Raw genomic sequence first — 24,043 nt, 5'->3', positions numbered from 1 at the left:
GGGAGACTTTTTTAATTTACACCTAAATATTCTTCTAACGTAATGCCTTTAGAATAAATCTCTGTGGCTGCTTTTTGGCCAACGAAGCGATAATGCCACGATTCGTGCATATAGCCTGTGATTTTTTCGGCGCCTTTTGGATAACGCAAAATAAATCCGTATTTATGAGCGTTCTTCATCAGCCATTTCCCGCCTTTGGTTGCGCCAAAAGATGCAGAAGCCCAGTGCTGTTCTTGGCCAGATTCGCCGATATCAAAAGCGAGCCCTGTCTGGTGCTCGGAAAATCCCGGACGGGCACTGTACCGGTCAGCAGCTTCTTGCCCATCTTTTGCCACGTATCCTGCATACAATACTTTTTGGCGGGCGAAATCCCGGTAGGTACTGAACGCCGTCAAATCTATTCCCGCTTTAAGCGCATCTGCCCGCATCGCTTCAAAAGCGGTCCGCGCTTCTTTTACTTCTCCAGGCGCATACGTTTCCGGCAATGGATGCTGTTTATTGGCCAATAGAATGTTGTTGATGACCGTCGGTTCTTTTGGCAGCGCAAGAGTGTCAGGGTATTGAGTAGCATCTGTTTTTTCACCTGCAGCTGGTTTTTCGGTTTTAGGCTTTCCAGGAGCCGTCTTTGCTGGCGCCTCTTCCGGAGGGGCAGTAGAGACTTCCGGCTTTGCTGGATCTTCTGCTTTGTCTTCTGGTTTGCCCGACTTTTCTTCCGGTTTCGCAGGCTGCGTTTCCGGGACTTTTGTTTGCTGGTTTTCAGATGGGTTGACTGCACGGGTTGCGTGTTCAGCATCCCAGTCATGGGCGTACAACCATGAAGCAGCAGCAATGAGCAATAACGCCAGCACTCCAATAATTGTCCATTTTATATAAGGTTTTTTGTTTTTCTGATTCGGTGAATAACGGGATTGCATAGCATGCCCTCTTTCTCTCAAGTTCTTTCTTATTCTATCATTACTGGCATTGAAATTCTCCAAAAACACATGAACATTCGTTATACTTTAAATAGACTTTCAACTGGATACGAGGTAAATACTCATGAACAATCAAAAATGGCTGTCTCTTAATTTTTTCGCCTTCTTTTTCACATGGGGTGTTTTTCTGCCGTATTGGACCGCTTGGTTGACCAATGAAAAAGAATTGAGCGTTTCATCTGCAAGCCTTATTCTCGGAGCTGGCATGGTCGCCCGTGCCTTGTCGACTTTACTGTTCTTCCCTTTATTGACACGCATTATGTCATTAAGGCGGTTGATGCAGCTGCTTGCCATTGCCTCTGTTGCCATTCTAGCTTTATACATACCCGCAAATTCCTACTTTATGCTTTTCGCCATAACATTCGCCTTTAATATGGTTTATCCCAATATATTGCCGGGAATGGAAAGTGGAGCAACCGTCCTGATGCAAATGGAGGGAATCCATTATGGAAAAAGCCGGTCATACGGCTCGCTCGGATACACGATTGCTTTATTGATTGTAGGGGGCGCTACTGCGCTTTGGCAGGAAAGCGCCATATTGTGGGTCATGCTCGCAGGGCTGGCTTTTATGGCTGTGTCTTTATCAGCCACTTCCCCGCCTCCTTTGCGAATCAAACCCAAACCCAGAAATCCAGACGGCGAGGCTGCAACTGCACAATTACTGAAATCCAAGTCTTTCCTGACACTGCTCGCCGTTGCCACTTTACTCCAAGGAGCGCATGCAGCTTATTATAGTTACGGCTTTCTTTATTTACAAGATGTAGGTGTCAACAGTTTCTATATTGGCCTTATCCTGAATATCGCGATTTTATTTGAAATTCTTTTTTTCGCGAAAGCGGATACTTTGTTCAAGAGCTGGCCTGTCTCTTCGATGCTGTTGCTGGCAGGTGCTGGTTCCACTTTACGCTGGATTTTGATTTTTCTATTCCCTTCGGTTTGGGTATTCATTTTTTCACAAGCGCTTCATGCTTTGTCATTTGGAGCAGCCCATTTTGCATTTATCCAGTATATATTCCAAAAACTTGCGCCATCCCAAATTCCAGCGGCCCAAGGAATGTATGCGGCGATTGCAATGAGTTTAAGTGTTGCCTTCTTGACTGTAGCCGGTGGCTTCCTGTATGAAATTTCTCCCGGTCTTTCTTTTTTAGGCATGGCCAGTTTTTCATTGCCTGCTATCATTGCGGTTTTATTGACCCGAAAGAAATTTTATTATTAATATTATGACCCCCAAAAGACCTACAAGATATACGAACAAATACGTGTAAACTGCAACAAGGAGTTGGGTATTTTGAAGCGAATTTCAGAGAAAGACATCCTCAATCTTATGCGCCAGCTGGATGTATTGCTAGAACGCCGACAAAAAGAAAAATACGAATATAAAAAATAACCCTCTTTAGGGTAAACAGTTTCCGATAAAAAAACAGCACCAGCCAAAAGGCGGATGCTGTTTTTTATTGTAATTTATATCAGAATCATAACCAGCACTACTACAAATAATACCGCAAAAATAGTAGCCATTCCGAGCATCCATTTTGCTTCTCGCTCCATTCCCTGCTCTTTCATTTGGCGATAACGGAAACTGTTCGTTAAAACAAACAGCAAAGTCATAAACAAAACAGCTGCATCCAGATTCCCCCTAATCAGAAAGACAAGCGAGGTAATGCTAAGTACGGCTATTGCCAATCCTTGTATTATTTTTTTGTTCAATTTTTTCAACTCCAAAAAAGAAAGCCGGCAAGTTTGCCGGCTGGTCTTTGTTATTTTTTCTCTTCCACAGATTCTAATGCAACTTCTGGATGATTCGAGTAGAATTTGCGTCCGATGAATGTCTGGATGATCAACAGGATACCGCCGACTGCCCAATAAACAGGCAATGCCGCCATCGAGGTAAATGACACAAACATGATCATGATCGGCGAGATGTAAATGAACATCTTCATTTGTTTTTGCTGTTGTTCCGGCATTGTCCATAACGACACGCGTGCCTGGAAGAAATAAACTGCTCCCGCAATCAGTGTCATCAAAATATCAGGAGACCCTAAATTAAACCAAAGGAATTCATGAGATTTTACATCAGGAGAATACAAAATCGCAAAATAAAGTCCCATGACAATCGGCATTTGAATAATTACCGGCAAACAGCCCATATTCAGCGGATTGACATCGTGCTTTTTGTAAAGGCCCATCATTTCCTGCTGAATTTTCATTTGTTCTTCTTTGTCTTTTGTCTCTTTTAAACGTTTTTGGATATCTTCCATCTCAGGACGCAAACGGTCCATTTTCACTTTCATTCCTTGCTGGCGCTTGTATGTGCGCAGCATAAACGGCATTAACACAAGGCGGATAATCACCGTAATGGCCACAATCGCCAACCCATAGCTCCCATTAAACAAAGCCCCTAAATAATCGAGGGAAAAATCAAATGGTGCAACAAAAATTGTATAGAAAAATCCTTCTTTGTTCTCGACTGCGGAACAGCCGCTCAAAATTAGTACGGATACCGCTAATAACGACAGCAATGCAATTTTCTTTTTCACTTTAGTCACCTTCACCTTTTTCAACTATAAAGAAGTATACCTATATGCCGGGAAAAATTCAATCGATGGACCAAAAAGCAGCCACTTTCTTGTGCTCTGTGACAATATTAAGACTGGAGAAGTTAGCGCAGCAGCGATTGGCGGCAAGAAAAAGAGAAGGGATTTTCCCCTTGCAGCTTGTAGACAAAGGACAGATTTTCAAGCTTTCTTGTAGATGCCAAAGAAAAGCACGACAGGTATTGGGCACGCTATTGAAAATCGAAAAAGTGTCCCTGCAAGCGATGCTTGCATTGGTTGACATAAACTAGAAAAAACTTTAGGACAGGGCAAAACTTCAACTCAGCATGAATAATTCTTTATAAAATCTTGGATGAAGAACAACGATTGTCGAAGCAAAGTTTATCTATGGACCGAAACGCCCTAGTGGGGTCTTTTAAATTTTATGGATTTATTCCACTTTAATAATTAAACCGTATTCATTATAAATGTTCCTACAAGGAAATACACTAAGTCTCCAAATCGCACTATCCTATACAAAAAATTCAGCTTGTAGAGCCGGAGTCAAACTCTGTCCCAAATCTACAAGCTGAAAAGATTTTCTTTATTTCGCATTTGGCAAATTATAGCGGAAGTACGGAATATGCTGACTGTCACGGAACTGCTTTGGCGTGACCGTCGTGTATTTTTTAAAGATTCTCGTGAAATAACTTTGGTTGCAGAAATGAAACTGCTTGGAAATATCAGAAATTCCTTTATCCGAATGGCGCAGATAATACTGCGACTCTTCAACACGCCGCACATTCAAATATTCCACTAAGGTTATACCTGCGTGTTCTCTGAAAATCCGGGACAAATGGCTTGTGGAAATACTGAAATGCTTTGCAATATCTTCCACTGACAAGTCGCGCTCTACTTCATCATTAATAAACATCACGACTTTGTTTACAGTCTGATGGCCAAAAGAAGGCTGTTTGCGCTCAGAGATTATCGAAGTAAAGAACTCGATCAATTCATCTGCTACGTAAAGGAACTCCGAGTCATTCATATGGTTTTCCACTAGCTCTACACAGGCCACATTAAAAGCGAACGCTTTCTTTGGCGGAACTCGCATTTCATATAATTTGCGAGCCATTACTGAAGACAGCACAATATAGTAATTGCGGACTTGGCGGATGGTATCTTTTCCAGAACGCACCGCGATTAAATCGATCAACACTCTCAATGTTTGCTTAGCGCGTTCTTTTTCTAAGTGATGTATTTCATAAATCAGTTGAGTTTCAATTTCGTAAAACTTTTCTACCCCTTCATATTGGCTTAAAGTTTCGTTTTCATTCATGAAAATCTTAGAAATAGTTTCTTGAATAGTTGGCACTGCGATAATATTCATCTTTTCCCCGTCTTTCTTTGTACAAGTTTTTGCAGCCATTATTTCCACTATATACTGAAACTGCAAAGAATAACATAGTTATTACCATATTTTTTAAAAAAATATGTAATAAACAGTAATATTTTTTTACCTATATTACCTTATTAAAGGAAATATATTCCCTAAAAGTATACTATATATAACGGATAAATGCTAAATAAGTTTCACGAAATGACTATGTATTTACCATTTTTTAAAAATAAAATTTAAAACCAGCCACTCTGCGGAGAATGGCTGGCCACTTCGCTTTTACTTGCTTAGTTCTTCTTTGTCCGGCGGTACTAGAGCCCGGATATGCCGTGGAAGCACTTCAATCAAGAATGGGGTAGCGCAGCCCTCATCGCCGTCAATATTGCAGGACATCGGTTCACGTGTATCAATCGATACTTTAGTGGTATGAATGACTTCAACAGCCGGATCTTTTTCAAGCTTGCCAATCATCATGGCACCGGCAATACGGACAAATGCGGGCAAAGCCGCATTTTCAACAATGTAAACATGCAGCAATCCATCATCTGTCAATGCTTCCGGGGCAAGCTTTTCAAACCCTCCAACGGAGTTAGTGAGCGCCACTAATACCAGTTTAGCTTCACCTTCCCAAAATCCATGGTCATGCTCAATTGTAAAGTACTCTTCAGCCTCTGACGTAATGGCTTTGATCCCTTCAACAAAATAAGCAAACGCACCGAGCCTTGTTTTCTGCTCAGGAGATACTTCATAAGTCGACTCTGCAATTTGCCCTAATGCCAATATATTCATAAAATATCGGTTGCCTACCTTGGCAATATCTACCCACTTCTCCGAACCGCTCTTTAATGCTTCGATTGCTTCTGGTGGATCCAGTGATATCCCAAGGGCACGGGCAAAGTCGTTCACTGTCCCAAGAGGTATCAAGGAAAACAATGGCTGATGGGGCTGTTCCGCAAGTCCTGACACCGCCTCATTTATAGTGCCATCCCCTCCCATCGCCACAACAAAATCATACTTCTGCTCCGCTGCTTCCCTTGAAAACAATGTGGCATCCCCTTGCTTTTCGGTCTCTCGTGTATCTACTTGATACCCCATTGTTTCTAATGTAAAGATGACATCTTCGCGATACTCGGACGCCTTCTCTTTGCCAGAAGATGGGTTTAGTATAAACATGGCTTTTTTCATGTAGTTACCTCCGGTGCTATAATGTGAATATAACTATCTTTACCCTTGCATGGGGTAAGGTTAATCCATAACGATTATATTTTTGAGAGTGAGGGACTTCAGTGCGTTTTTTTATCTTGATCATCATCTTCTTCACTTTCTTTGACCTTTTTGCTCAATTGCCCATTATTAGCCCATTTGCAGTTTCCTTAGGTGCGACGCCCTTTTTAACTGGCATTGCCGTAGGCATGTACTCTTTATCCAATATTATTGGAAACATCCTGTCGGGTGTAATTTCTGACAAAAAAGGTCCTTACGTTATTCTGGTAACCGGTTTAACATCCACCGGTATTGTGCTGTTTTCTTATGGCTTAGCAAACGATCCTTACAGCTTGCTCGCCATCCGCTTTTTTCATGGCTTGGCCGCAGGGCTGACAGTGCCAGCCGCTTTTACTTACTTAGCCAATAACACCGTCCAGCACAAACGGGGCAAAAGCGTTGCCATTTCTGGAGCTTTTGTAGGGCTTGCCGCCATCATCGGCCCAGCCTTCGGTGCTGTTTATGCGAGCCGCACGAGCACTCCGGATATGATGGCTATCACCGGTATACTGCTTTTGTCTTTAGGCTTAGCGGCTTTCTTCCTTTTAAAGAAACAAAGAACTTCACAAAAAGCAGAGCCGGCAAAGTCCGAGCACGACTCTAACATAGCTTGGAACCGCGGATTGCTGTTGGCCTTTTCAGGAGCCTTTTTCCTGATGTTTTCACAAGGGGTCCTGGCTTATATGCTGCCATTAAAAGTGGAGGGCCTAAATTTCAAAACTGAAATGAGCGGCTTACTATTAAGCACTTTCGGCATTTCTGCCATCTTAGTATTCCTTCTCCCCATCAACCGGATTTTTGATCGAATTCATCCGCTTCGCACCTTGATCATCGGTTTTCTATTAATGGGAAGTTCGCTGTTTCTTCTGAGTGCGGTTTCCAATGCCTTCTGGATGTATGCCACCATGTGCATCTACGGAATCGGGTTCGCTTTTTTATTTCCTTCGATCAATTCACTGCTGATCGACTCAACTCATCCTCATTCTCGTGGAAAAGCTTACGGTTATTTTTATGCGTTTTTCTCATTGGGAGTAGTGGGTGGATCTAGTTTTACAGGGGCTCTGGAATTGAGCCCAAATGAAGGTTTTATGGTAAGTGGCGGATTATTGCTTACAGTAGCAGCAGCAGCCACTGTATTCAGAAGAAATAATCGGCATTAAAAAGGATGGTCCGAAAACCATCCTTTTTTCATCCCGTTTTATAGATTATCTGTACTGATCCGTTGTTCTGAAGCTATTGAATCCGTATTCTCCGACTTTTCACGGCTAGTATCGTTTGAAGACAACTTGGCATTTACGTCATCTTCTTGAGCGTCTTCATTGTAATATTGGACGCTTGGCTTTGATACTTCTGTCACCTTTTCATCTTCACGGGAATCTGTGGTATTCAGTACTGCCTCTGATTTATTAAGCTTGTCCAAATTTTGAGACTCCATAAAAGAATTCACTTTCGTTTTCGCATTATTAAAAGCCACAGTTGCTTTTTCGCGATTTTCCGGCTTTTTGAAGTATCTGTATGCTCCAGCTGCCAGTCCTGCAAGCAATAACCCTCTGCCTCTCGCCATCCGCTCCACTCCTTTATGATTTCTAGTCTTTGTTCTATATACCCTTATTCTATTAAAGTATGCATAAAAAACATGACATGAGGATTACATTTTATTTTTCGTGAATTTCATGTCTACATGCGGGATTCCATCTTCATCATATGCTTCTGAAATTGGCATAAACCCAAAAGACTCGTAAAAACTTTGCAAATATACTTGGCCTTGCAATTGAATTTCGTTCACTTGCCATTCGGCTAGAATATAATCTACCGCTTTTGTGATAAGCTCTTTTGCTAATCCGCGACCCCTTGCTGAAGGATGGACAATTACCCGTCCGATTGAAGGCAAATCGTATTTCACTCCAGCCGGAACGAGCCGTGCATAAGCCAGAGTTTGTCCATTTTCCATATATGCCATATGAACGGATTCTTGATCCAAATCATCCAACTCCGGATAAGGGCAGTTCTGTTCCACAATAAACACATCGACACGCAACTTTAAGAATTCGTATAGTTTTCCAGCTGTCAATTCATCAAAATGATAGGTATCCCAGTTCAAAACTTATCTCCTCCCTTTCTTTCCATTATTCCACATCAGTAGCTATTCAGGTAATTTTTTGTTATGATAGCGGAAAGAATTTTAGAGGTGATTACATTGATTCGTGCAGGCACGATTGAAGATATAGCATCAGTCCAGGAAATAGCTTATATTAGCTGGAACGATACTTATGAAGGCATTATCCCCCCTCCCGTCCAAAAAAGTTTTTTAGATAAATCATACTCAACCCCCATGATGGAGATGCGTTTAAAAAAGACGATTGTACTTTTGGCCATGCATGAAAATGAGCCCATCGGCTTTGCCAACTTTACTAAAGTCGACCAAGATGGCGACTCAGAGTTAATCGCCCTTTACCTGAAACCTGAATATCAGCGGAATGGATACGGCAGACAACTATTGAACAGTGGCCTTTCTTACTTGCTTGATGGTTCCCAGTTGTCAGTTTATGTAGAAAGCGAAAACACAAAAGGCCGAAAGTTTTACGAAGCCACGGGATTCAAACTTGTCGAGGAATTTGAAGAGTTTTTTGAAGGCCATCTGCTGCAGACGGCTAAATATGTCTACGATTTGAAAACACCCACTTTATAAAAGTGGGTGTTTTTCTTTATAAAGGACGGCGCGGTGTATCGTCGCTATCCTTTCGAAGACGCTCGTCCGCACGGCGCTTTAAATCTTCGCGCTGTACCATATCTTCTTCAGACAGGCGCTGTTCTGTCTGGCGTACTTGCCGTTCCCGTTGAAGTTGTTCTTCTTTTTCACGAAGCTGATCCTCTTTTTCACGAAGCCTTTGTTCATCCCGATGAAGGTTTTGGTTATCGTCACGAAGCCGCTCATTTTCACGGCGCAGCGTTTCCTCATCCTGAACTCCTCTGCCATTATCGCGCGGTTTGCGCACAAAGCACATAATTGCTGCAATATAGAAAAGAATCGATGTGAGAGACAGCAACCCAGCAAACAAACCGGCGATAATAAAGAAAATCCCCGCTAATTTAGGATTTCGGTTTCTTCCAAGTTTCGCAATCGCTAATAAGGCAAGAACGGTACTGATTGCCAAAAGCCCTACGATGATCCATCCCACTACTCCAAAGCTTGCCAACAATCCATCAATCAACACTTGAGCTTCTGCAGGATTTGTAGATAATGCCGGGTCATTCAGCATTTGATCTTCCAAATACTGACGGAACTCCGGATTGTTCTGGACATTGCCAAAGCTCAAAATTGAAAAAACGATAAGTGCAATAGCCAAGATGTTAAAAACAATGCCAATGATGCCGAGCGCTTTTTCCCCGCCTCTACTTACATCTCTTTGTCCGTTCATCCAATTCACCTCTTTCCAAAATTCTCCTTTGCCGAGCGCGGCTAAGGAAGATTTTTGTTATCACCTATTCCATTCCCCTAATAAAATTAATAAAACCTGTTTATATTTAGGCTATTCGGGTAATTTAATAATATCAAAGTTTTGAAAGGAGTTCTATAAAATGGAAAACAAGTTAATATTTAATCAAGCGGATTTCATGTATGGCATTGGCGGAGCATCCCTCTTAACAGCCATCGTTTTCTTTATGACATCTCTGTAATGCGGGGGACCAAGATGAATAATTACATAAATTCAGCATAAAAAGCAATCCCCTATTAAGAATTAGAGGATTGCTTTTTGCGTTGTTTATTCCGCTGCTAGAAGCTGTTTTTAAACTTTGACATCGTCATATTCTTTGTAGCGTTCAAAAGCGACTGCCGCATATGAACAAACAGGCTCCATTTTATACTGGTTGTCACGCGCATAATCTGCCGCTTTATCCAATAGTTTTTTCGCAAGGCCCTGGTTCCGCATGGATTCGTCCACAAAGGTGTGTTCAATGACCATTACATCAGCCATTTGTGTCCATGTAATTTCTGCTTTCAGTGCACCGTTCTCTTCCAAGCGATAAGCAAATTCATCATGTCCCAGTTCCGTTAGTTCAAAATCCACTTTACTTCCTCCTTACGTTTATTTATTGATTGCCAGCGGTCGCAATGACGCTTCGATTTGTGCGCGTTTTGGCTCTAGAAAAGGCGGCAAAGCCAAGTTTTCGCCCAAACTTTCCAGCGGCTCATCTGTGGCAAATCCCGGTTCGTCTGTTGACAGTTCAAATAAAATGCCATTTGGTTCGCGGAAATAAATCGCTTTAAAGTAATAGCGGTCCACTTCACCGGACGTCATAAAGCCGTTTGAACGCAAATAGTCGTTCCATTTACTGTACTCTTCATACGTCTTAACGCGAAAGGCAACATGGTGGACGCTGCCTCTGCCCGGGCGTTCTGGAGGCAAGTCTGTGCGCTCCTCTAAATGTACTTCGCCAGCAGGACCGCCTTTTCCTGTTGAAAACACTAAAATATCCTTCATGCCTTCAACTTTTGACGGGTAGGAGCCGATTTGTTCAAATCCTAAAACGTCTGTCAGCACCTTTGAAGTTTTGTCGTTTCTGCGAACCGTCAACCGCACGTGCCCCAGTCCCACAATAGCGAATTGTTCCGGCACGTCTGCTTTGGTCCAAGGAATGCCGTATTCAATTCCTGAGCCATCGTCCACTACCAGCATCAAGCGGGATCCTTCAAAGTCTTGGAAAGTCAGAGTAAGGCGGCCAAACAGTTCTTCAACCTCTCCGTGAGGAACTCCGAATTCTTTAAAGCGTTCGATCCAGTACTGTAAAGCTTCCTCGCTTTTCACCCGGAAAGCCGTGTTGCTGATGCTTGAAACCCCTGGATAAGTTCTTCCTGCCATCGGAATATCAAAATATGTCATGTCAGTTCCAGGAGTGCCGACTGCATCTGCATAAAATAAATGGTACGACGAAGTGGAATCCTGGTTGACGCTTTTCTTTACAAGCCGCATACCTAAGATGCGTGTAAAAAAATCATGGTTTTTATCCGCATTGGCAGTAATAGCGGACACGTGGTGAATGCCTTCTAATTTCAATTTTATAGCCTCCTTTTAAATTATCTTGAATTCGAGATATTAAAGTCATAATAGCATGTTCTTTTTGTTCTTGCAAGAAACTGAAACCGGCTTATCTCAGGCAAAAAGGCATCTTCTATTGAGGTGCTCCGAATGCACTTTCCACTAGTATGTTTACCCATATAAAAACAGGTGAACCGCATTTCCACTGGTTCACCTGTTTTGGTTATTAACTTACTAAGCCACGGACTCCATCGATTAGTTTATTGAAAAAGTCTTTAACACTTTGCCAAAAGCCTTCATCATTAACGACCGTGCCAATTTTATCTTCAATTGTTTTGCTCAAGTCTTCCAGTTGAGTTGACCATTTGGAGAAATCAATATCCAATTGGCGAATGCGGTCCATTAAATCCACCAATAGTTGGCGGTCTTCAGGACTTAACTCGATTTGGAGTTTGGTCAATTGCTCTTCGACAATCGTTTGCACTTCTTCTTTTGTAGCCGGATCCTGCTCAGCAATTTGCTTTTTAATTTCAGTCAAAAGTTCGCTGACTTTCGCATCGTCGACCCCACTGTCTGCAATTTCCGTTGCCACGGTCAATTCATCGTTGGCGACGTCTGTGCGTTCAGGGTCCAGCTGTTCACCGTTCACTTCATACGCTTTATAAATGCCAACAAGCGCCGAATGGCCAGTTACCGGTTTCGGTGCAGCCACTTCTACTGTTGCGTCTTCAATTCCTGCCGTCAGCATAGCATTGGCATACATTTCGTTGGTTACTTGTGTGATATTGTCAGGAGTCACAATTTCAATGACCAGCCCTTCACCTGCGTCTTTGCGGGTAATTTTTGCCGAAGAATACATACGGGCTCTGGAATCGCCGTCTTTTATGTAAGTGATCAAGTCTTGGCCTGTCACTTCGATTTCTTCCACTTCAGTTTCTCCCGCTACATCCAAATCTTTAGCGACACTTTCTTTTTCAGCATCGGACAAGTTGCCGCCATAGACGACAATCGGCACCCCGAATTTTTCATTTATTCCTACATTTGCTGAACCGGCTTGCGGCAGCATAAATGCTAAAGCGAAAGTTAATGTAATACCCGTTATTATTTTTTTCATAGTTATTTGCTCCCTTCATCAAATTAATACGCTTTTAATTTGAAAAGGTTGCATCAACGAGTTAATTTTGTCCAGCCTTCTTCTTGGACAATTTTGCGGTCTTTATACAATCGGCCTAGGGCACGCTTGAATGCCGCTTTGCTCAAGCCGAATATTTCCTGGATTTCTTCTGGCGATGATTTGTCTGTAAAGGGCATTTGCCCGCCTGATTCATTCAGATAGCTCAGAATCAACTCAGCGTCATCCGATAACCGCTCTTGTTTCCGCGGCAATAATGACCCGTTCAATGTCCGGTCTTCTTTTACACCGATTATTCGGACGCTTTTTTCTTCTCCAAGGCGCGGCTCTTCTGTCCGTTCTGTCTCATGCACAAAAATCCGGTACATGTCCGGAACCGACAGCATGAACGTGCCGACCGGAAGCAAACGGTATGCCCGCGCTTTCAAATCTTTGTTAAACACTTCTTCAGGTGCCGGAACACTCAGTTCCTGCACCTTTTCTTCCGTAGCCAAGCGTCCATACAAATCGCCGTAGCGGTCCGTCCGGAGTGTCATGAAAATATGATCGCCTTGCTGTGGCCACAGTTCTTCAATTTGCGGAAGGTCAGCCGGAAGGACGTACACTTCTCTCGTAGTTCCGATATCCACTACCAGCCCTTCACGGTTTGATGCTTTCAGTACTTTCGCCCAGCCATAAATGCTAGGAAGAATATGAGGAATCATTGGTGTGGCTGATATTCCGCCTTGGCGGTTGCGGTATAGAAATACTTCGATTTCTTCCCCGACTTCCTGTCCTTCTTCTAATTCAGACGCATTCATCAAAACCTCGTCGCCTGAACTGTTTGTCAAAATCCACTGTGAGCTTGACCGGTCAATTATGCTTAATGTTGTTTTTTCTCCTGGATGCAATGCCATTGTGAAGCCTCCTTCAATTAACTCTCTTTTTGTTCGTTCTTTAACTTTTCCAGTTTCATTAGTAAATCCGGGTTTTCTTCCAGCACTTGAACCAAATCAGCGATCCGGTTAATTGAATTCCAGCTTAGATGATGCTCAATTCCTTCAACATCTTCGTAAATGCGTTCTTCATCAACCCCGATCAAGCGAAGAAATTGTTCAAGCAGATCATGCCGCTTTAACAGACGTTTCCCCAGCTTTTGCCCTCGTGGCGTCAAAACAAGCCCGCGATAGCGCTCATAAATCAAATAGCCATCTTTATCAAGCTTTTGAACCATCTTCGTGACTGAAGATGGCAAAACCGATAAAGCTTCCGCAATATCAGACACGCGCGCATATCCTTTTTGTTCGATTAATGAATAAATGATTTCGATATGGTCTTCCATACTTGGAGTAGGCAAAGTCGGTTCCTCCCTAACGTAACTGCTTTAAGTTTACTATACCCCAACAGCGGAAACAACTTGCCTCCGGATGGCTTGGAATTATTCCAACTTTCTGGATGTTTGACATGAAATTATTAGGGGTACTTATTACTATCTGAACGGAAAGGATAGGTGAGGAACATGGGACGCATACTTTGGATTATTTTAGCAGTTATTATTGTTATTTGGTTAATTGGATTTTTAATGGACGTCGCCGGCGGTATGATTCACATTTTATTAATCATCGCGGCAATCATCTTAGTTATTAACTTAATTTCTGGAAGAAAAGGCGTTTAGCTAAGAAAAGCGGAAACAGCCGCTATCGCTAGACATTAATAAATAAGCCGGGGACAAATTGTCCCCGGCCTTTTTATTGCTCTTTTATTTTCGCGTAAACACATGTATCCCGCAGTTTACTGTCCATTTTTGAAATGGTATCTTTGCGCAGGATGCCTTCCAGTTCGAATTTCAAGCGTTCAGCAACTGCACGGCTTCTCACATTTTCCGGGTCACATCGGATTTCCACACGGTTTGCTTCGAGCTCTTCAAATGCGAAACGGGTAATGCGCTCCACCGCTTCTGAAACATAACCTTTCCCTTCAAATTGGTGATCCACCCAATAACCGATTTCAAATTTCCGCACTTCCCAATCAATGCGATGCAAACCAGAAGATCCAATAAATTCCCCAGTCTCTTTTGAGAAGAAATGCAATCTTAAATCTTTGCGCAGTTTAAAATCCGCTTCTGCTTCTATTAAATTGGATTCCATTTCCGAAAGGACCGGTTTTTTTTGAGCAAACGGCATCCAGGGACGCAGCGACTCCATCGAACGGAGGACAGCTTCGTAAATATGCACAGCATCTTCTCTTCTTGGCGCACGGATCAATAGGCGCTCCGATTCAAATTCACTGGAAAAATCAAATAGCAATGGATTGAAATGAGATTTTTTCTCTTCCAGTATTTCGTCATCCCAATGAACCGGTGTGATGATGCCCGCTTCCCAGTCTTCCCGAGTCATGCCGTAAGTCACTGCATCGTAATAACGGTTTTCCCGCGGTGAAAACCAGGCTTGGCGAATATGGGCTTCTTTAACGAATCCTGTGCGCTCAAAAGCTTTGCGCATGGCAAAGTTGTCATGGCGTGTATTGCCTTCGAGGCGAATTTTCTTTTCAGGCAGAGAAAACACGAAATCCGCAATCATTTTAAGCGCTTTTGGACCGTACCCTTTACCGCGGTATGGATCAGCAATCCGCAAGTCAAAAAGCGGAATGTCATCCTGCAAATCAAAAATCTTTACTACTCCAACCTGTTCACCTTCATCATTTTCAATCCAAAACGTTCTTACTTGATCCGACTTATAGCCGCCTTCTACAATCGTCTTCTCGATTAATGCGCGGACCGGATGTTCCTGGCCATGAAAAGGCCAGGAGTTGTTTGTCATAAATTCAATGAGCTGTTCCTGCTCTTCCATCGACCATTCTGTCAACTTCAATACAATATCCCCCAAGCTATTTGCTTACTTCTGAATTTTTACGAGCCGCAGAGCATTCATGATGACCAACAGCGTAGCACCCATATCCGCGAATATGGCAATCCACAGAGTTAACCAGCCCGGAATGATTAGAAGCAATGCGATAATTTTTAAGCCTAATGCGAAAACAATATTTTCTTTTATTATACGCAATGTTTTCCGGCTGAGTCGAATTGTATAAGGAAGTTTTTCCAAATCATCAGCCATTAAAGCGATATCTGCTGTTTCAAGCGCGGCATCGGTACCCGCTCCTCCCATGGCAATGCCAATTGTGGAAGCGGCAAGAGCCGGCGCATCGTTGACTCCATCTCCTACCATCGCGACGCGGCCATAGGCGTGCTGAAGTTTCTTGATGGCTGACAACTTATCTTCGGGCATCAATCCGGCACGCACGTCCTTAACGCCAATTTGAGAAGCGATGGCCCGGGCCGTCACCGGATGGTCTCCCGTCAACATGATGGTTTCTTCAATACCCATCTCTTTTAATTTACGGATAATTTCCGGGCTATCCTCTCGGATGGCATCGGCTACTGCAACTGCTCCGATCAGTTCCATTTCTGAAAAGACTGCCATCACGGATTTGCCGCTTTCCTGCAATTGGCGGTATTTGTCTGGAACCGTAAAGCCGAATTCCTCTGCCCAGTTGAAGCTGCCGACATAGATGAGCAAACCATTGATGACAGCATGGGCACCTTTTCCAGTTACTGATCCGAAATCGGCATACGGATAAACTTCTTCCGCTTCAAGTGTAATGGCACGAGCCAATGGATGCTGGGACATCACTTCAACAGACGCTGCAATTTTCAGCACTTCTTCATTAGTATAGCCGTTTTCTGCATAAACATCCGTCACTTCCGGATAACCTTTCGTCAGTGTTCCCGTTTTATCGAATGCAATTGCATTAATGCGGCCTGTCTCTTCCAGATGGATGCCGCCTTTAATGAGCACACCTTGCCGTGCAGCATTCCCGATGGCTGTGACTATTGCCACTGGAGTCGATACAACCAACGCACATGGGCAACCAACGACAAGAACCGCCAGTCCCTGGTAAACCCAGAGTTCCCAGTTGCCTGTGATCAAACCGGGCACTATCGCTACTAAAAATGCGATTGCGATGATTGCCGGTGTGTAATATTTAGCAAAACGGTCAACAAATTTTTGAGAAGGTGCTTTTTCTGCTTGTGCTTCTTCAACTAAATGAATGATTTTGGCAATGGTTGTATCTTCCACCCGCTTGGTGACGGTGACCTCCAATGCACCTTCTTCATTAAGCGTGCCCGCAAATACTTCATCGCCGGCTTGTTTGGCTGCCGGAATCGATTCTCCGGTAATGGCCGCTTGGTTCACAGAACTTGTTCCTCTTAATACCGAACCGTCCATGGCGATCTTTTGGCCCGGCTTCACGATCAAAACATCACCAATGCGGATATCTTCTGTATCCAGCTCCAGCAATTCGCCTCGCCGCTGGATAAGAGCGCGCGCCGGCGCTAAATCCATTAATCCACGGATCGACTGGCGTGCTTTGTTCATCGAAAACGATTCCAGCGCTTCACTGACCGCGAATAAGAAGACTACAACGGCCCCTTCCCGCCACTCTCCGATGATGACTGCTCCAATGATGGCAATCGTCATCAATGTTTTCATATCAAATTGGAGCTTTGATAAGTTTCGAAGGCCAGTCCAGAACATTTGGTAGCCGCCGACCAACATCGATCCAGCGAATAAACCTATAGCAACAGGATCTGTTTCTGAGGTTTGAAAAGAAACAATAACTCCTGCTATCAACAATACAAGTGAAATTATGGTCTCAATGGATTGGCGCCGCTTGTAGAACGGGATGTATTCCACTCTTTCTTTTTCAGGAAAAACCCGGATATGGTCAAACGCCCCCGCTTTTTCCAGTTCTTCGATGGATACATTGCCATCGACCGTCATTTTAGAAGCGCCAAAATTCAAGTTGACCTCATTGATTTCCGGCAATGCGCGGACATTTTTTTCGAATTTAGCTGCACAGCTGGTACACGATAAATTTTCAAGACGATATGTCTTTTGCATCCTCTACACCCTCTTTCACATGTTCATGGGCAATGGTAACCAGCTGGTATACATGGCTGTCGGATAACGAATAATATACTTGCTTCCCTTTGCGAACCGATTTTGCCAGTCCGCGGTCTTTCAAATAACGCAAATGATGAGAAGCGGTAGCTGTTGAAGATCCAATCACTGCCGCAATATCGCACACACACATTTCTTCTTCAATGGTCAAAGCATAAGCGATGTTCAATCTTGTTTCGTCTGCCAGTGCTTTGAACAGATTCGCGACTTCCACTAAATCTGTCATATGATTTTGAACGTTCTCCACCACTTCAGGATGGACTTTTGTTACTTCGCACAGTTCTCTCATGCCTGTTCCCACTTTCATTCAAATGTCCATTTGATTGTTACTTACAGTATAAATCTTCCGACAATTATAGTCAAACGCGCGTTTGAATGTTGCCATATTTACACCTTCCCAAAAAAATGCTAAAGTTTTAGCTATTGCCAATGTACCGGGACTTCTCTGAGAGTGGGAAGTCAAAAAGAAAAGCGGAACCGCCTGTTTCAACTCCGACAAGCGTTGAAGCTTAGATGCAAAACTATATAAAGGAAGTGAAATTTTTGAATACCTTGTCGTACAAAGAGCAATGGTTCGGCAATATCCGCGGGGACATCCTCTCCGGCATTGTGGTAGCCCTTGCTCTCATACCAGAAGCCATCGCTTTCTCCATCATTGCTGGAGTTGACCCAATGGTCGGCCTTTACGCTTCATTTTCCATCGCTGTCATTATCGCTTTTGTCGGCGGCCGACCGGCTATGATTTCAGCGGCAACTGGTGCCATGGCGCTGGCTATGGTGTCGCTCGTCCGTGATCACGGTCTGGATTACCTGCTGGCAGCAACCATCCTGACAGGCATTCTGCAAGTGATTTTCGGCTTTTTGAAAATCGCGCGTTTCATGAAATTCATCCCCAATGCTGTTATGATCGGTTTCGTCAATTCATTGGCCATTCTGATTTTCCTGGCGCAAGTGCCGTTCATTTTCGGCTTAAATACGGTGACTTATATATTTGTCGCCGCAACACTTGCCATTGTCTATATATTGCCGCGGTTCTTTACGGCTATTCCGGCGCCGCTTATCGCCATTTTGGTATTATCCGGAATTGTCATGTATATCGGAATCGATATGCAGAATGTTGGAAGCCTCGGTACCATATCTCAAACTTTGCCGACGTTCTTCATTCCGGATGTTCCATTCAACCTTGAAACATTGCAGATCATTTTCCCGACTGCTTTGGCGCTATCCATCATCGGCTTGCTGGAATCGCTTTTGACGGCTTCCATTATTGACGATGCCACGGAAACGGATTCAGACAAAAACCAGGAAGCCCGCGGCCAGGGCATCGCCAACTTTGTCACCGGCTTTTTCGGCGGCATGGCCGGCTGTGCAATGATTGGCCAGTCCGGCATTAACGTCCGTTCCGGCGGACGAGGACGTTTATCGACTTTCGTCTCGGGCGCTGTATTGATGTTTTTGATCATTGTGCTTGGCGAATGGGTCGTCCAAATTCCGATGCCTGTCCTTGCTGGAATTATGATAATGGTCTGCATCGGAACATTTGATTGGGGCTCGTTCAAGTATTTGGTGACCGCCCCTAAATCAGATGCCATTGTCATGCTGGTGACCGTAGTCGTGGTCGTATACACGCATGATTTATCAAAAGGCGTTTTCGCCGGAGTTATTTTAAGCGCCCTGCTGTTCGCAGCTAAAATTTCAAAAGTGGAAGTCCGCAAAAAAGGAATGGACACTGCTGCGTCGAATATTTATACCATACATGGCCAATTGTTCTTTGCTTCCACGCAGGATTTCGTTGCTGCGCTTGACCACGCAGAACCGGCTGACCGCATTGTCCTGGATTTCTCGGATGCCAACGTTTGGGATGAATCAGGTGTAGGCGCCATCGACCGCGTCATGGGACGCTTACAAGCGAAAGCGAAAACTGTTGAAATTATCGGGCTCAACGCATCAAGCCAAAAACTCGTCAACACATTGGCCACCTATGGCAATACTGGAGAGAATTCAAATCAACATTAAGGAGGGACTCGGATGTACCAGAAAATTCTTGTTGCAGCAGACGGCTCCGACCATTCAAAACGGGCCGCACAAGAAGCGGTCAAGATGGCGAAGTCAAATCCGGATGCTGTCGTGACGATTCTTTACGTAATTGATTACGAAAAAGCCCGGACTGAAATTCTTCACGGACAAAGCAGTGATGAAGTCCACTTTGAACGCCGCAAGCATTTATTGCCGCTTGAAGAAATTTTCCGTTCAGCCGGAGTCGCCTTTGAAACAAAGACCTTGCACGGTACGCCAGGGCCTACGATTGTGAAGCATGCCAATGAAGTGGGCTACGATGTTGTTTTCATCGGCAGCAGAGGCTTGAATTCTTTGCAGGAGATGGTCCTTGGAAGCGTCAGCCATAAAGTGGCGAAACGCGTACAGGCACCGGTTATCATAGTGAAATAAGACAAGCGCAGGAGACTAGATAGAGTAAAGAGCTGTTCCGAAAATAATTCGGGGCAGCTCTTTTTGATATAATCAAACAAAAAAGGAAATGGTGATGTCAGTGGAACAAGGGAAATTGAATTCAATTGCGGATGTGGAAGGTGTAACTGTCGGCCATGTCACACTGGAAGATGATTTGTCGGAAACGGAAGTGATCCGTACGGGAGTCACGGCCATTTTGCCGCATGCCGGCAATTGGTTTGAAGAGAAAGTACCCGCCGCCAGTTTTGTTTTAAATGGATTTGGAAAGACGGTCGGCCTTGTCCAAGTGGATGAACTCGGTCTTCTGGAATCACCGATCATGCTGACCAATACATTCAGCGTGGCGGCTGTGCTGCAAGGAACGATGAACTGGATGCTGTGTGAAAATCCGGCAATCGGAGACTCGACCAGTTCGCTCAATTTAGTCGTCGGTGAGTGCAATGACAGCTATTTGAATTCGATGCGCAGGATGGCTGTCACTCCTCTCCATGCCGAACAAGCGATTGATAATGCCCAGAAACAATTTGAACAAGGTGCAGTAGGAGCAGGCAAAGGCATGATCTGCTACGGCGTCAAAGGCGGCATCGGCTCTTCTTCCCGCATTGCCCGAATTGAAGATCAAGCTTTTACAGTTGGCGTGCTGGCCTTGACGAATTTCGGCCGCAAAGAAGACCTCGCTATCGCCAACTGGAAAACCGATGCACCCGCTCCCGATAAGCCGGATGGTTCTGTCATTATCGTCGTTGCCACTGATGCACCGGTCGACAGCCGCCAGTTGAAGCGTTTGGCCAAGCGGGCAGCCATCGGCCTTGGGCGCACCGGCACTTCCATCAGCAATGGCAGCGGAGATATCATTATCGCTTTTTCAAATGCTCGGCGCATTTCCCATCAGACCAGCGAGGCCTTTTACTCTTCAGAAATTTTAAGGGACGATCATCCCTTAATGAATGAGCTATTCCAGGCAACCGTTGAAGCCACAGAAGAAGCGATTTACCAATCGCTGTTTCATGCAGAAACAACCACTGGCCGGTTAGGCCGAGTGGTTGAAAAAGGCCTATTCAATTAAAAAAGGAGTTGGCGCCAATTTTCATTGGGCCAACTCCTTTTTCAGAACAACACAAAAGCTGCGCTGAACAACACAATTCCACTGGCCAAAGTAGCTGTAAGGTATCCAAGCCCTCGCAGCCACTTGCCGTCTTCAAAGTCTTTCACCGCATCAAGCGCCATTGTCGAGAAAGTTGTGAACGCCCCTAGAAATCCCGTCAGCCAAAATGCCGATTGATTGCCTGTCCCTATTAAAGCACCTATAGCAAATGAACCGCTGCTGTTGACGAACCAAGTTGCCAATTTCGGGTGCTTGGAACGGCTTTCGGCCACCCAATAAAAACCGTACCGGGCAATTGCCCCCAAAAAACCGCCAATCGCAATCGCAATCATTGAACATCCTGCTTTCGGCCAATCATTAATCCAATAGCTGCTGCAGCAACTGAAAATAGTGTCATAGAAACAGCAAATACGATTCCTAAAAGAAATTCCCTATCCAGCAGGCGAAACCATTCAGCTGAAAAAGCGGAGAATGTGGTAAAAGAACCAATCAATCCAGTCGACGCAAACAGCCTGAATTCAGCGGATTTATGAGAATAGCGGGCCGCGATAAAACCAATCAGCAAACTGCCGAATAAGTTCACTGTCCATAACCCTATTGTGGAAGGCATTATTCCGTAAATGCCGGCTCGAAGCAATGAACCGATCATCCCCCCGAAGCCGACCGCTAAGAGTCCTTTCAAAAAACCGCCCCATATCGTTTTCTTTCAGTATAACTTAATCAGCCGACAAAATTAATGTTGTCCCTTCCGCGTCTTCTTCAATTTCCGTTTCATGGTAATCGCCTTCGACCCAGTCATCCACTTGGTTATGGAAATATTCTGATTTCATATGGCCACTGAGCCCTGGGCCGACAATATGATAGGCACTCGATAAATCGCTTAAATCGGCAACGAACCGCCACGATGCTCCGTGGTCCACATTACCTTCCCCATCAAAAGCAGCGGCTTGCACGGTAATATTGGAACCGCCAATCGGAACTGGATCGGGATTCAGGAATTGGGCGAAAACCGGAGATGCGCCAGCTAAAGGATGTGGGAATGTCAATTGATGGCCGTCTCCCCATTTCCAGTCTTCCATGTCGCTGCCGAATTCCTTTTCGACTTCTTCCAGACTTGTTTCCAATGCATCGGTCAGCCATTTTCCTGTATCGCCGTATTCAGTGATCCACGCACCTTCTTTTCCGCTGAAAGCCTCCCGCATCATCTGGTCAGTAATGTGGTTTTTCCCAGGAAGCAACTCGTAGACGTCTTCAGGAAAATCATTTGCCAGTAAAGTCTTCGGTAATTGCTTCATCCATTTATGGAAAACGAGCGGTGCTGCCTGGTCTTCACTATCCACTTGATTCCAGGCTTTCATCATTCTAAAAATTTCATCATAGTCGTCCGTTTCACTCTGAACTGCTGCTATCATATCAGCCAGAAATTCAGCGGCGTATAAATTCTTCTGATCCATCTGAAGTGCCATCATGTCTTCTGCCGTCAAATCGTCTGAAGCCTCAAGTACTTCCGCAATCCGTTCATAGCGGTATGGCTGTGCCCAAAAATCAGTGATATGGTAAGGATAGGAATCTTCGACCACTCTATTGTTCGCTGTAGCAATAAATCCACTTTCCGGATTCACGACGGTTGGCAGTTCATCAAACGGCACATAGCCGTCCCAGCCGTATTCTGCAGAATCTCCCGGAACCGGCAGCTGGCCATCTCCGGATTTGCGCAAAGGAATGCGCCCATTTGCTTTATAGGCAATCGTGCCGTCTGTCGATGCGAATACAAAGTTCTGGGCAGGCGCCTGGAAATCTTCCAAAGCCGCTTCAAACTCCTGCCAATTAGAAGCTTTATTGAAGTCCAGTACTGCCTGCAATTCAAGCGTCGGCTCGAGAGCTGTCCATTGCATAGAGAACAAAGCATCCGGATCCTCCTCCTCGTAGAGTACATTTGAAATGATTGGACCATGGCGAGTTACCATAACTTCAAATTCTTCCGTTTCTCCGTCTTTCACTTTGATTGGCTCGTCCCGCACTTCCGCTTGCTCCCATTTGCCTTCATACAAGAACTGAGTCGGATTGTCGGGATTTGGTGTTTCAATGTAAAGGTCCTGCACATCCGGTCCCACATTTGTCACGCCCCAAGCAATTTCTTCGTTATGCCCGAGAATAATCCCTGGAACTCCTGCAAAGATGACGCCGCTGACATTTTGTTCTGGAGACTCCAGATGCATCTGATACCAGATCGATGGCGTGCTGAGCCCGAGATGCGGATCATCAGCGAGCAACGGCTTTCCGCTTTCGGTTTTCTCGCCTGACACTACCCAGTTATTGCTGCCATTGAATTCTGGTGGAATGACTGACGCCTCAAACTCACCAGCCACTTTCACCGGCTGCTTTAAATTCGCCTCGATGATAGACGCTGCATTTTCCGGGTACTTGATGAACAGCTCGCGTGCTTTGTCTTCCGGAAATTCGTTCAGCGCCCAGTGGCGAATGGCCAGCGTCGACCAGTTGCCGCCCAGGTCATATGCCATGAATTTTCCGATGGTCAGTGAATCGACCGGTGTCCATCGTTCCGGTTCATAGCCAAGCAGAGCAAACTCATAACTTAAAGTTCCTTCCGCTTCCGCTTCTTCCATATAAGCATTGACTCCTTCGGCATACCACTCGAGCACTTGTTTTGCTTCATCGTCGTAACCTTCCCAAGATTTTTCAGCTGCATCGCGCAAGCTGAATGTCCGGAAAAATTTGTCTGTATCGATGGCCGCTGCACCTACCACTTCCGCCAATCGTCCACTTGCCTGCCGGCGTGATAAATCCATCTGGAACATCCGGTCCTGTGCCTGCACATACCCTTGCGCCCGGTACAAATCCGCATCGGACTGCGCGGTTATATGCGGAACGCCCATATGGTCCCGTATAACTTTGACATTATTGCTAAGGATACCGACAGACGTTTCACCTTCAATCTGCGGGCTCGACTTCGATATGTAAACGCTCACAAAAACAATTGCTGCAACCCCCATCACCAATAAAACACCTATTATCCCCAAGACCCATTTCAGCCATTTCCTGCTCTTCATTTTTCTCCCCACATGCCGCTCCCCCTTCAACTTCTGCACTTTTCTTAAAGTATC

The 24,043-nt window shown here is 44.7% G+C and carries 26 protein-coding genes; 7 read left to right on the top strand and 19 right to left on the bottom strand.

Features of this window, described 5'->3' with window-relative positions; genetic code table 11:
- Nucleotides 1-11: 11 nt before the first annotated feature.
- On the bottom strand, nt 12-914 hold the full coding sequence (locus tag QWY16_RS02595; RefSeq protein WP_300991306.1) for a M15 family metallopeptidase: 903 nt from the start codon (nt 912-914) through the stop codon (nt 12-14).
- A 124-nt stretch (nt 915-1,038) separates the two neighbouring features.
- On the opposite strand from QWY16_RS02595, the gene QWY16_RS02590 reads away from it, so the two are divergent.
- Nucleotides 1,039-2,190, top strand: coding sequence for a 3-phenylpropionate MFS transporter (locus tag QWY16_RS02590; protein WP_300991305.1), 1,152 nt, complete (start codon nt 1,039-1,041; stop codon nt 2,188-2,190).
- Nucleotides 2,191-2,435: 245 nt separating this feature from the next.
- On the opposite strand, the gene QWY16_RS02585 is transcribed toward QWY16_RS02590, so the two are convergent.
- From QWY16_RS02585 to QWY16_RS02570, 4 genes are all read right to left on the bottom strand, one after another.
- Entirely contained in the window at nt 2,436-2,681 is a 246-nt protein-coding gene (locus tag QWY16_RS02585) for a hypothetical protein (protein ID WP_300991304.1), read from the bottom strand.
- 50 nt (nt 2,682-2,731) lie between these two features.
- Nucleotides 2,732-3,511 carry a membrane protein insertase YidC gene (gene yidC / locus QWY16_RS02580; protein WP_300991303.1) on the bottom strand — a complete coding sequence of 260 codons (780 nt, stop codon included), beginning with the start codon at nt 3,509-3,511 and terminating at the stop codon, nt 2,732-2,734.
- Nucleotides 3,512-4,112: 601 nt separating this feature from the next.
- Nucleotides 4,113-4,898 (bottom strand): helix-turn-helix domain-containing protein, encoded by a 786-nt coding sequence (locus tag QWY16_RS02575; protein ID WP_300991302.1) that lies wholly within the window; start codon nt 4,896-4,898, stop codon nt 4,113-4,115.
- 288 nt (nt 4,899-5,186) lie between these two features.
- Nucleotides 5,187-6,092 carry a diacylglycerol/lipid kinase family protein gene (locus tag QWY16_RS02570; protein ID WP_300991301.1) on the bottom strand — a complete coding sequence of 302 codons (906 nt, stop codon included), beginning with the start codon at nt 6,090-6,092 and terminating at the stop codon, nt 5,187-5,189.
- Nucleotides 6,093-6,193: 101 nt separating this feature from the next.
- Between QWY16_RS02570 and QWY16_RS02565 the strand changes: the two genes are divergently transcribed.
- Nucleotides 6,194-7,330: an MFS transporter gene (locus QWY16_RS02565; protein WP_300991300.1), complete on the top strand. Its 1,137-nt coding sequence runs from the start codon at nt 6,194-6,196 to the stop codon at nt 7,328-7,330.
- A gap of 38 nt (nt 7,331-7,368) precedes the next feature.
- Here QWY16_RS02565 and QWY16_RS02560 read toward each other — a convergent pair whose 3' ends face one another.
- Complete coding sequence (locus QWY16_RS02560; RefSeq protein WP_300991299.1) at nt 7,369-7,734, bottom strand: YbyB family protein; 366 nt, start codon at nt 7,732-7,734, stop codon at nt 7,369-7,371.
- 84 nt (nt 7,735-7,818) lie between these two features.
- On the bottom strand, nt 7,819-8,271 hold the full coding sequence (locus QWY16_RS02555) for a GNAT family N-acetyltransferase (protein ID WP_300991298.1): 453 nt from the start codon (nt 8,269-8,271) through the stop codon (nt 7,819-7,821).
- Nucleotides 8,272-8,367: 96 nt separating this feature from the next.
- Between QWY16_RS02555 and QWY16_RS02550 the strand changes: the two genes are divergently transcribed.
- Nucleotides 8,368-8,859 carry a GNAT family N-acetyltransferase gene (locus QWY16_RS02550; RefSeq protein WP_300993249.1) on the top strand — a complete coding sequence of 164 codons (492 nt, stop codon included), beginning with the start codon at nt 8,368-8,370 and terminating at the stop codon, nt 8,857-8,859.
- A gap of 16 nt (nt 8,860-8,875) precedes the next feature.
- Here QWY16_RS02550 and QWY16_RS02545 read toward each other — a convergent pair whose 3' ends face one another.
- From QWY16_RS02545 to mntR, 6 genes are all read right to left on the bottom strand, one after another.
- Nucleotides 8,876-9,589, bottom strand: a complete 714-nt coding sequence (locus QWY16_RS02545; protein WP_300991297.1) for a DUF4064 domain-containing protein — start codon at nt 9,587-9,589, stop codon at nt 8,876-8,878.
- Between the two features lie 369 nt (nt 9,590-9,958).
- The gene (locus QWY16_RS02540) at nt 9,959-10,240 is read right to left on the bottom strand and encodes a GNAT family N-acetyltransferase (protein WP_300991296.1); all 282 of its coding nucleotides are present in this window, start codon (nt 10,238-10,240) and stop codon (nt 9,959-9,961) included.
- Nucleotides 10,241-10,258: 18 nt separating this feature from the next.
- Nucleotides 10,259-11,227 carry a ring-cleaving dioxygenase gene (locus tag QWY16_RS02535; protein ID WP_300991295.1) on the bottom strand — a complete coding sequence of 323 codons (969 nt, stop codon included), beginning with the start codon at nt 11,225-11,227 and terminating at the stop codon, nt 10,259-10,261.
- A gap of 208 nt (nt 11,228-11,435) precedes the next feature.
- A complete protein-coding gene (locus tag QWY16_RS02530) occupies nt 11,436-12,323 on the bottom strand; it encodes a DUF1002 domain-containing protein (protein WP_436837160.1) in 888 nt (295 codons plus the stop codon).
- Between the two features lie 53 nt (nt 12,324-12,376).
- Nucleotides 12,377-13,237 carry a CvfB family protein gene (locus QWY16_RS02525; RefSeq protein WP_300991294.1) on the bottom strand — a complete coding sequence of 287 codons (861 nt, stop codon included), beginning with the start codon at nt 13,235-13,237 and terminating at the stop codon, nt 12,377-12,379.
- 17 nt (nt 13,238-13,254) lie between these two features.
- Nucleotides 13,255-13,677 carry a transcriptional regulator MntR gene (gene mntR / locus QWY16_RS02520; protein WP_300991293.1) on the bottom strand — a complete coding sequence of 141 codons (423 nt, stop codon included), beginning with the start codon at nt 13,675-13,677 and terminating at the stop codon, nt 13,255-13,257.
- Between the two features lie 162 nt (nt 13,678-13,839).
- Here mntR and QWY16_RS02515 point away from each other — a divergent pair, with 162 nt between their 5' ends.
- Nucleotides 13,840-13,995 (top strand): lmo0937 family membrane protein, encoded by a 156-nt coding sequence (locus QWY16_RS02515; RefSeq protein WP_300991292.1) that lies wholly within the window; start codon nt 13,840-13,842, stop codon nt 13,993-13,995.
- Nucleotides 13,996-14,068: 73 nt separating this feature from the next.
- Here QWY16_RS02515 and QWY16_RS02510 read toward each other — a convergent pair whose 3' ends face one another.
- The 3 genes from QWY16_RS02510 to QWY16_RS02500 are packed head-to-tail and all read right to left on the bottom strand — an operon-like array spanning nt 14,069 to nt 17,633.
- Nucleotides 14,069-15,190 carry a GNAT family N-acetyltransferase gene (locus QWY16_RS02510; protein WP_300991291.1) on the bottom strand — a complete coding sequence of 374 codons (1,122 nt, stop codon included), beginning with the start codon at nt 15,188-15,190 and terminating at the stop codon, nt 14,069-14,071.
- Nucleotides 15,191-15,214: 24 nt separating this feature from the next.
- A complete protein-coding gene (locus QWY16_RS02505; RefSeq protein WP_300991290.1) occupies nt 15,215-17,284 on the bottom strand; it encodes a heavy metal translocating P-type ATPase in 2,070 nt (689 codons plus the stop codon).
- A complete protein-coding gene (locus tag QWY16_RS02500) occupies nt 17,262-17,633 on the bottom strand; it encodes an ArsR/SmtB family transcription factor (protein WP_300991289.1) in 372 nt (123 codons plus the stop codon). The genes QWY16_RS02505 and QWY16_RS02500 overlap by 23 nt, the downstream gene beginning before the upstream one ends.
- Nucleotides 17,634-17,887: 254 nt before the next feature.
- Between QWY16_RS02500 and QWY16_RS02495 the strand changes: the two genes are divergently transcribed.
- The 3 genes from QWY16_RS02495 to QWY16_RS02485 all read left to right on the top strand — a co-directional run bounded on the left by QWY16_RS02495 (nt 17,888) and on the right by QWY16_RS02485 (nt 20,879).
- A complete protein-coding gene (locus QWY16_RS02495; RefSeq protein ID WP_300991288.1) occupies nt 17,888-19,360 on the top strand; it encodes a SulP family inorganic anion transporter in 1,473 nt (490 codons plus the stop codon).
- A gap of 12 nt (nt 19,361-19,372) precedes the next feature.
- Entirely contained in the window at nt 19,373-19,792 is a 420-nt protein-coding gene (locus QWY16_RS02490) for a universal stress protein (protein WP_300991287.1), read from the top strand.
- Nucleotides 19,793-19,892: 100 nt separating this feature from the next.
- Nucleotides 19,893-20,879, top strand: coding sequence for a DmpA family aminopeptidase (locus QWY16_RS02485; RefSeq protein ID WP_300993245.1), 987 nt, complete (start codon nt 19,893-19,895; stop codon nt 20,877-20,879).
- Nucleotides 20,880-20,920: 41 nt separating this feature from the next.
- Here the strand turns inward: QWY16_RS02485 and QWY16_RS02480 are convergent, their stop codons facing one another.
- Genes QWY16_RS02480 through QWY16_RS02470 form a run of 3 tightly spaced genes read right to left on the bottom strand, consistent with a single transcriptional unit; the run spans nt 20,921 to nt 23,989 of the window.
- Nucleotides 20,921-21,250, bottom strand: coding sequence for a fluoride efflux transporter FluC (locus QWY16_RS02480; RefSeq protein ID WP_300991286.1), 330 nt, complete (start codon nt 21,248-21,250; stop codon nt 20,921-20,923).
- The gene (locus QWY16_RS02475; RefSeq protein WP_300991285.1) at nt 21,247-21,600 is read right to left on the bottom strand and encodes a fluoride efflux transporter FluC; all 354 of its coding nucleotides are present in this window, start codon (nt 21,598-21,600) and stop codon (nt 21,247-21,249) included. Before QWY16_RS02475 ends, QWY16_RS02480 begins: the two co-directional genes overlap by 4 nt.
- 34 nt (nt 21,601-21,634) lie before the next feature.
- Nucleotides 21,635-23,989 (bottom strand): penicillin acylase family protein, encoded by a 2,355-nt coding sequence (locus QWY16_RS02470; RefSeq protein WP_300993242.1) that lies wholly within the window; start codon nt 23,987-23,989, stop codon nt 21,635-21,637.
- Nucleotides 23,990-24,043 lie beyond the last annotated feature (54 nt).

The organism is Planococcus shenhongbingii (assembly GCF_030413635.1).
GTDB lineage: Bacteria > Bacillota > Bacilli > Bacillales_A > Planococcaceae > Planococcus > Planococcus shenhongbingii.
Note: the sequence above shows the minus strand (reverse complement) of the source record. Positions and strands in the feature narration are given on the sequence as shown.

Bases quoted from the DNA above. Each gene is read 5' to 3' on its own strand.
- QWY16_RS02595 (WP_300991306.1), bottom strand. From the start codon at position 914: ATGCAATCCCGTTATTCACCGAATCAGAAAAACAAAAAACCTTATATA.
- QWY16_RS02505 (WP_300991290.1), bottom strand. From the start codon at position 17,284: ATGCAAAAGACATATCGTCTTGAAAATTTATCGTGTACCAGCTGTGCA.
- QWY16_RS02480 (WP_300991286.1), bottom strand. From the start codon at position 21,250: ATGATTGCGATTGCGATTGGCGGTTTTTTGGGGGCAATTGCCCGGTAC.
- QWY16_RS02470 (WP_300993242.1), bottom strand. From the start codon at position 23,989: ATGAAGAGCAGGAAATGGCTGAAATGGGTCTTGGGGATAATAGGTGTT.
- QWY16_RS02490 (WP_300991287.1), top strand. From the start codon at position 19,373: ATGTACCAGAAAATTCTTGTTGCAGCAGACGGCTCCGACCATTCAAAA.
- QWY16_RS02575 (WP_300991302.1), bottom strand. From the start codon at position 4,898: ATGAATATTATCGCAGTGCCAACTATTCAAGAAACTATTTCTAAGATT.
- QWY16_RS02530 (WP_436837160.1), bottom strand. From the start codon at position 12,323: ATGAAAAAAATAATAACGGGTATTACATTAACTTTCGCTTTAGCATTT.
- QWY16_RS02500 (WP_300991289.1), bottom strand. From the start codon at position 17,633: ATGAGAGAACTGTGCGAAGTAACAAAAGTCCATCCTGAAGTGGTGGAG.
- QWY16_RS02515 (WP_300991292.1), top strand. From the start codon at position 13,840: ATGGGACGCATACTTTGGATTATTTTAGCAGTTATTATTGTTATTTGG.
- QWY16_RS02545 (WP_300991297.1), bottom strand. From the start codon at position 9,589: ATGAACGGACAAAGAGATGTAAGTAGAGGCGGGGAAAAAGCGCTCGGC.
- QWY16_RS02570 (WP_300991301.1), bottom strand. From the start codon at position 6,092: ATGAAAAAAGCCATGTTTATACTAAACCCATCTTCTGGCAAAGAGAAG.
- QWY16_RS02560 (WP_300991299.1), bottom strand. From the start codon at position 7,734: ATGGCGAGAGGCAGAGGGTTATTGCTTGCAGGACTGGCAGCTGGAGCA.
- QWY16_RS02525 (WP_300991294.1), bottom strand. From the start codon at position 13,237: ATGGCATTGCATCCAGGAGAAAAAACAACATTAAGCATAATTGACCGG.
- QWY16_RS02590 (WP_300991305.1), top strand. From the start codon at position 1,039: ATGAACAATCAAAAATGGCTGTCTCTTAATTTTTTCGCCTTCTTTTTC.